This window comes from Nocardia sp. NPDC058497 (assembly GCF_042720195.1).
Lineage (GTDB): Bacteria > Actinomycetota > Actinomycetes > Mycobacteriales > Mycobacteriaceae > Nocardia.
The window spans coordinates 1-6,740 of sequence record NZ_JBHXMY010000335.1; the positions used below are offsets into that span (position 1 = coordinate 1).

General features: G+C 68.2%; 7 protein-coding genes and 1 pseudogene. 2 read left to right on the plus strand and 6 right to left on the minus strand.

The annotated features are described in order from the left end of the window. Positions 1-86 precede the first annotated feature (86 nt). Together argH and ACFWPJ_RS20985 are read left to right on the plus strand one after the other, a co-directional pair. The gene (gene argH / locus ACFWPJ_RS20980) at positions 87-1,505 is read left to right on the plus strand and encodes an argininosuccinate lyase (RefSeq protein WP_378853768.1); all 1,419 of its coding nucleotides are present in this window, start codon (positions 87-89) and stop codon (positions 1,503-1,505) included. Positions 1,506-1,691: 186 nt separating this feature from the next. Beyond that, a complete protein-coding gene (locus ACFWPJ_RS20985) occupies positions 1,692-2,015 on the plus strand; it encodes a DMT family transporter (RefSeq protein WP_378853770.1) in 324 nt (107 codons plus the stop codon). 49 nt (positions 2,016-2,064) lie between these two features. On the opposite strand, the gene ilvA is transcribed toward ACFWPJ_RS20985, so the two are convergent. The 6 genes and pseudogenes from ilvA to idi form a co-directional block, all read right to left on the minus strand. After that, complete coding sequence (ilvA, locus tag ACFWPJ_RS20990; RefSeq protein WP_378853772.1) at positions 2,065-3,279, minus strand: threonine ammonia-lyase; 1,215 nt, start codon at positions 3,277-3,279, stop codon at positions 2,065-2,067. Between the two features lie 36 nt (positions 3,280-3,315). After that, positions 3,316-3,651 carry an STAS domain-containing protein gene (locus tag ACFWPJ_RS20995; RefSeq protein WP_378853774.1) on the minus strand — a complete coding sequence of 112 codons (336 nt, stop codon included), beginning with the start codon at positions 3,649-3,651 and terminating at the stop codon, positions 3,316-3,318. Continuing rightward, on the minus strand, positions 3,632-4,111 hold the full coding sequence (locus ACFWPJ_RS21000; protein WP_378853776.1) for an ATP-binding protein: 480 nt from the start codon (positions 4,109-4,111) through the stop codon (positions 3,632-3,634). Before ACFWPJ_RS21000 ends, ACFWPJ_RS20995 begins: the two co-directional genes overlap by 20 nt. Positions 4,112-4,383: 272 nt before the next feature. Continuing rightward, on the minus strand, positions 4,384-5,610 hold the full coding sequence (locus tag ACFWPJ_RS21005; RefSeq protein ID WP_378853778.1) for a serine hydrolase domain-containing protein: 1,227 nt from the start codon (positions 5,608-5,610) through the stop codon (positions 4,384-4,386). A gap of 59 nt (positions 5,611-5,669) precedes the next feature. Continuing rightward, positions 5,670-6,038 (minus strand): hypothetical protein, encoded by a 369-nt coding sequence (locus ACFWPJ_RS21010; protein ID WP_378853780.1) that lies wholly within the window; start codon positions 6,036-6,038, stop codon positions 5,670-5,672. A 180-nt stretch (positions 6,039-6,218) separates the two neighbouring features. After that, positions 6,219-6,665: pseudogene (idi, locus tag ACFWPJ_RS21015) on the minus strand (isopentenyl-diphosphate Delta-isomerase); the annotation flags it as partial. Positions 6,666-6,740: the final 75 nt, after the last annotated feature.

Consider the following 6,740-nt stretch of genomic DNA (forward strand, 5'->3'; position numbering starts at 1 on the left):
GTTACCCATGTTCTCGCTAGATCAGGTGGCGACCTAGGCTCGACCTCGTCACCGCAATCGCTACCGACACTGCAGGAGGGCCCAGGATGACCCACGTTGGAACCAACGAAGGTGCGCTCTGGGGTGGGCGATTCGCGTCCGGCCCCGCCGAGGCGATGGCGGCGCTGAGCAAGTCGACCCATTTCGACTGGGCGCTGGCTCCCTATGACATTCGCGCCTCCAAGGCGCATGCTCGTGTGCTGCACAAGGCGGGGCTGCTCTCCGACGAGGACCTGACCGGCATGCTGGCCGGGCTGGACGCGCTCGCCGCCGATGTCGCCTCGGGTGCCTACGGTCCCGCTGACTCCGACGAGGACGTGCACGGTGCGCTCGAGCGCGGGCTGATCGAGCGGGTCGGTACCGAACTCGGTGGCCGGCTGCGGGCGGGCCGCTCGCGCAACGACCAGGTCGCCACCCTGTTCCGGATGTGGCTGCGTGACGGTGTGCGCCGGGTCGCCGCCGGTGTACTCGATGTGGTCGACGCGCTCGTCGCTCAGGCCGCCGCGCATCCGGATGCGGTGATGCCGGGCAAGACCCACCTGCAGGCCGCGCAGCCGGTGCTGCTCGCGCATCATCTGCTCGCGCACGCCCACCCGCTGCTGCGTGATCTGGAACGGTTGCGCGACTTCGACAAGCGCGCCGCCATCTCGCCGTACGGTTCGGGTGCACTGGCCGGTTCCTCGCTGGGCCTCGATCCCGAGCAGATCGCCACCGAGCTGAATTTCACTGCGTCGGCGGCTAATTCGATCGACGCCACCTCCTCGCGTGACTTCGCCGCCGAGGCCGCCTTCGTGCTGGCCATGATCGGCGTTGACCTGAGCCGGATGGCCGAAGAGGTCATCATCTGGAGCACATCGGAATTCGGCTACGTCACCCTGGCCGACGCGTGGTCGACCGGGTCGTCGATCATGCCGCAGAAGAAGAACCCGGACGTCTCCGAACTGACCCGCGGCAAGGCGGGCCGCCTGATCGGCAACCTGACCGGTCTGCTGGCGACCCTGAAGGCGCAGCCGCTGGCCTACAACCGCGACCTGCAGGAGGACAAGGAACCCCTGTTCGACTCGGTCGCCCAGCTCGAACTGCTGCTGCCCGCCATCGCGGGCCTGGTCGGCACCCTCACCTTCCACACCGACCGGATGGCCGAACTCGCACCCGCCGGCTTCACCCTCGCCACCGACATCGCGGAATGGATGGTGCGCCAAGGCGTTCCGTTCCGCGTCGCCCACGAATCGGCCGGTGCGTGTGTGCGGGCCGCCGAGGCGCGCGGCGTCGGCCTCGACGAACTCACCGACGAGGAGTTCGCCGCCGTCGACCGGTCACTGACCTCGGGCGTCCGCGACGTCCTCACCGTGCAGGGTTCGATCGCCTCCCGCAACGCCCGCGGCGGTACGGCAGGCGTCCGCGTCGCCGAGCAGCTCGATGAGGTCCGCAAGAACGCCGAAGACGCCCGTGCCTGGCTGCGCTGACCACTAGGCGGGCGTGACGGCGCCGATCCCGTCACGCCGCGCAGCAGGCAGGCGCCGGAAACCGCTTGCCTGCCCGCATCCGCCTGCCGGACCGAACGTGCCGTAGCCCTGGTGGGAAGGGGTCAGCGATCGGAATCACTTGTCGCCGCCGCGGGTTCTGGGCAGCTGTCCGGCTAGTCTGCGGCCATGACCCTGCTCTTCCTGGCACTGGCCATCGCCACCGAGGTGACGGCGACGGTGTCGCTGAAGCTGTCGGAAGGCTTCACGAAACTGGTGCCCTCGGTCGTCGTGGTGATCGGCTACGGTGCCGCGTTCTTCTTCCTGTCCCAGGCGTTGAAGCGGGGGATGTCGATCGGGGTCGCGTATGGCATCTGGTCGGCGGTGGGTGTGGCCGCGATCGCGGCGATCGGGGTGCTGTTCCTGGGGGAGCGGCTCACCCTGATCCAGGTCGGCGGAATCGGACTGGTGATCCTCGGGGTGCTGGCGCTGGAACTCGGTGGCGCGCACTGATTCTGGAGCCACACGCTCGCTCGGGAAGGCGGCGCTGAGGCGGTAGCGGCTAAAGCTCCGCGTGGACTCGGAATCCCGCGTCGCGGAGCGCCTCCAGTACGTCGTCACGGTGGGCTGGGCCGCGTGTTTCGACGGTGAGCGAGACCTCGACCTCGTCGACGGCCAGCCACATGCCGGTGCGGGAATGCACGATATCGACCACGCTCGCACCCGCGCGGCCGACGACGCCGAGCAGTGCCGACAGCGCGCCGGGGCGGTCGGCGATGGTGACGCGCATGGCCAGGTAGCGGCCTGCCGCGCTGAGACCGTGGCCGATCACCCGCGTGAGCAGCAGCGGGTCGATATTTCCGCCGGACAGGATGGTCACGACCGGACCGGGCAGGTCGTGCAGGTCGGTGGCCAGGAGTGCGGCGACACCCGCCGCACCTGCCGGTTCGACGATGAGTTTGGCCCGTTCCAGACACAGCAGCAGCGCCTTCGACAAGGAGTCCTCGTCCACGGTGACGATCTCGGACACCAGCTCGGCGACGTGGGCGAACGGCACCGCGCCCGGCTGCCCCACCGCGATACCGTCGGCCATCGTCGACATCCGCGGCACCCGAATCGGCTTACCCGCCGCGAGCGAATCCGGCCACGCCGCCGCCTCGGCCGCCTGCACCCCGATCACCCGAACCCGCGGCGCCACCGCGTGCAATGCCACCGCGACACCCGCGAGCAGTCCACCGCCACCGGTGGGCACGACGACCGTTCCCACCTCGGGCACCTGTTCGAGGATTTCCAGGGCGACCGTCGCCTGACCGGCGACGATATCGGGATGATCGAACGGGTGGATCAGCGTGGCCCCGGTCCGCTCGGCGAATTCCTGTGCGGCGAGCAGGGATTCGTCGATGGAGTCACCCGCCAGATGCACCTCGGCACCATACGCACGCGTCGCGACCAGCTTCGGCAGCGACGCCCCGACCGGCATGAACACCGTCGACGTGATCCCGAGCTCCGCCGCCGACCACGCCACGCCCTGCGCGTGATTGCCCGCGCTCGCCGCCACCACGCCGCGGGCCCGCTCGGCCGCGGGCAGGTTCGCGATCCGGTTGTAGGCGCCACGCGGCTTGAACGATCCCGTGCGCTGCAGGTTCTCGCATTTGAGCAGCACCTGCGCACCGACCCGCTCCGACAACACCCGCGATCCTACGGTCGGCGTCCGCCGAATCACCGGTGCCAGCAGCCGCGCGGCCGCCTCGATCCGCTCGAGCCCGACGATCTCCATGGGCCGAACGTACCGCCTCGAGCGTCGCTAACGAGGTCAGAAGGAGCGGATAGCTTCCTGCTCGATGTCGTAGGTGTCGAACACCGTGTTGAGTTGGGTGATCATGAGCAGATCCTGAACACGGTCGGGCAAGTTGACCAGTTTGAGTTTCCCACCGCTGTTGGTGAGGGTCGTGTAGCTCGATACCAATTCGCCGAGTCCAGAGGAATCGATGCGACTCACCGCTGCGAGGTTCAGCAGGATCTGCTTCTTCCCGGTGTCCATCAGATTCCGGATCTTCTCCCTGAGCTGAACGTCGCCCACACCGATGTCGAGTTTCCCGGTCAGATCCAGGATGGTGACGCCGTTGACGCTACGCTCTTTGATCTCCATGGAACCCTCCTCTTCGTGGTGGTACTCCCTCCGCAGTGGAGCGAGGGAGCTTGGTGCGCAGGGTGAGGGTGAACCGCCCCTGCGGACTGTGGGCGGCCTCGAGGGAATCGACAGCTGTGCGAATGAGGAGCACACCGCGCCCCGACGCGCGGAGCACACTGTCGGGGCGGCGCGGATCGGGCACGGTATCAGGGTCGAATCCCGGTCCTTGGTCGCTGATCTCGATCAGTAGTTCGTCGTCCTCGATAGAGAGAGTGAGCTCGACCGTGGCGTCCGGATTACCGACGCCACCGTGTTCGATCGCGTTGACCACCGCTTCGTGTACCGCCAGTTCGATCGGCCGGACCGCGGAATCGTCGCCCCACAGGCCGTGCAGGATCGGCGTGAGTCGGGCGTGCGCCCGCTCGATCTGCTCGAGTCGACTGCCGATCACGACACGTAACGGCAGTACATCGCGCACCCGACGAGTCATAGGGACGGTAGGACCGACCTGTCGAGCTTGTCACCGGAGATACCGAGTTGCGCTGTCGGTCGCTGAGCCTGCTGGTCGTTCGCCATCTGTGCACTCCTCGAGTCGAAGGTGTCAGAGTCGAGAACAATCATCCAAAGGCACGCACAAGGCTACAGCGCAGAACCCGATCACAACAGCATGGTCAGACGGTCATGCGTCGTGTCGCGGAGTTGCGAGCGCGGTGGGCGCGGGCGAGTGGAGGTGTGGCGTTGCACCCGGTCTCAGCGGAGGCCGTCGGCTTTCGCGATGTTGTGGGCGGTGGTGCCGAGGCGGGTGAGGCGGGCGTCGCCGAGTGGGGTGAGTTTGCCGCCGAGGCGGTTGGTGACGAAGGCGAGGGACAGACCGGTCTCGGGGTCGGCGAAGGCGCCGGAACCGCCGAGGCCGAAGTGGCCGAAGGCCGAGATCGGGTCCGCCTTGGACGGTTTCATCGGGACGCCGTGAAAACCGAGGGCCCACGGGATGCGGAACGCCAGCACGTAGTCCGGGGTGAAGACCTGGCGGGTGGCGACGCGGCGGATCGAACCGGGGTCGAGGATGCGGGTGCCGTCGAGTTCGCCGCCGTTGGCGAGTGCGGCGTAGACGCGGGCCAGCGCGCGGGCCGAGAACACGCCGTTCACGCCCGGCATCACCGAATCGTGCACGCGCGGGTCGACGATGAGGTCGGCGAAACCGCGCGGCGTCGTTTCCGCGGCGGCCGCGTACCTGGTGCGGGTGAGCAGATCCGAACCGCGGTCCCACTCCATGCCCGCCGCCCGCAGGCGCGGGAAGGTGGTGGCGATGCGATGCCGTTCCTTCTTCGGCACCCGGAACCAGAGTTCTTCGGCGCCAAGGGGTTCGGCGAGTTCGGTCCGGACGACGTCGACGAACTCGCGCCCGGTCACCCGCCGCACCAGCTCGGCGGCCAGATGCCCGTAGCTGATGCCGTGATAGCCGCTGGTGATCCGGTGCCGAGGGTCGGGGGTGGCCGCGCCCAGCGCCGCGGTGACGGCCTCGTCGTCGAGGAAACGGTCGACGGGTCCGGGCAGCAGGCCGCGCAGCCGGTGCAGACCGGCCCGATGGGTGAGCACGTCGCGCACGGTGATGTGCGCCTTGCCCGCCGCGGCGAATTCGGGCCAGTATTCGGCCACCGCGGTGTCGTAGTCGAGCTGCCCGCGCTCGGCGAGCTGATGGATCACCGTGGAGGCCACACCTTTTCCGGTGGAGAAGGCCAGCGCCACCGTGTCCGATGCCCAGGGCACGCCGGGGCTCGCATAGCCTGCCCACACGTCGACCACCGGCTCACCGTGCAGGTACACGCACAGAGCGCCACCGCCGTGCGACGGCTTGCGGAAGAGGCGGTCGAACATCGCGACCAAGCTGACGAAACGGCGATCCACCGACTGCGTTGTCGAAACTCCCATCGGTCGAGCATGCCACCCCGCCCAGGGGGCCGGTCGGTCGGTGATCATTTCACCGGGGGAGGGGAGAGGACGCGACGCCGCCGTTCGTGAGCAGCGGGTAAGGTCGGTCAGGCGCGGACGGATTCGCCGGACAGGGCGCTCAGTACGCCGTCGAGGTCGTCGACATCGACGACCAGGCGGGTGAAATCAGGTCCGTCGAGGTCGATACGCACGGCGCTACCGCCGAAAGTGGTGTCCCAGAACTCTTTCCGGCCCTTGCCCCGGTAGACGCCGGCGGCGATCACGCCGGGGATGAAGGTGCCGGGCGCGCGCACCCACGGCGGGCGCAGATCCACCTCGGCGGGGGTGATGCCGGTGATGGCGGCGCGGTCGATCACGACCTGCTGGCGCAGCGCGAGCAGGCGATGACCACCGAGTACATGGACCGTCACGGTGTCGTCGTTGATCTCGACCTCGACCATCGCTACCTCACTCACCCTCTGCGGAATCGTTCCCTGTCCAGGGTGGGCGTTCGGCCTGGTCGGCGACTGTGGCGAGCCTGTGATTTCACCAAGAACGCTAAACATCGACAGATATAGATATGCGCATCAAACCTGTTTGCGCCTCCTGAGGTGGGTAGGAAACGTGCTGGTTGAAAAGCGACAACGAGGGAGGGACTACGTCCGGTGCGCGGTGTGCGCTCGGTCGGCGATCTCGAGGACCTCGGCCAGCCACGGCGTGTACCTGCCGGGATGGCCGGCCAGCTCGGCTCGCAGGGTCTGCGGGGTGATCCACGCCCACGCACCGACCTCGTCTGGATCGGGCCGCGGCGTCACATCGTCCACCACACCGATCAGGACGTGGTCGTATTCGTGCTCGACCCGGCCCGTCGTCTCGTCGCCTGCGCGGTAACGGAAGGTCCCGACCTCGGTCAGATCGGCCGCGAGACCGAACTCCTCGCCCAGCCGGATCGCCGCCGCCTCGATGACCGGCTGACCGGGCGCGGGATGCCCGCAGCAGGTGTTGGCCCACTGCAGCGGGAAGCGGGTCTTCACCGCGGCGCGCTGCTGGATCAGCACGTGTCCGTGCCGGTCGAACAGCAGCACCGAGAAGGCGCGGTGGAGCGTGCCCGGGGGGCGCTGGGGGTCGGGCCCCCCCGGTGGCTGTTTAACAAATACGAGCCCACGCGAACGGAATTA

Bases quoted from the DNA above. Each gene is read 5' to 3' on its own strand.
- ilvA (WP_378853772.1), bottom strand. From the start codon at position 3,279: ATGGAGATCGTCGGGCTCGAGCGGATCGAGGCGGCCGCGCGGCTGCTG.
- ACFWPJ_RS21005 (WP_378853778.1), bottom strand. From the start codon at position 5,610: ATGATCACCGACCGACCGGCCCCCTGGGCGGGGTGGCATGCTCGACCG.
- ACFWPJ_RS20985 (WP_378853770.1), top strand. From the start codon at position 1,692: ATGACCCTGCTCTTCCTGGCACTGGCCATCGCCACCGAGGTGACGGCG.
- ACFWPJ_RS20995 (WP_378853774.1), bottom strand. From the start codon at position 3,651: ATGGAGATCAAAGAGCGTAGCGTCAACGGCGTCACCATCCTGGATCTG.
- argH (WP_378853768.1), top strand. From the start codon at position 87: ATGACCCACGTTGGAACCAACGAAGGTGCGCTCTGGGGTGGGCGATTC.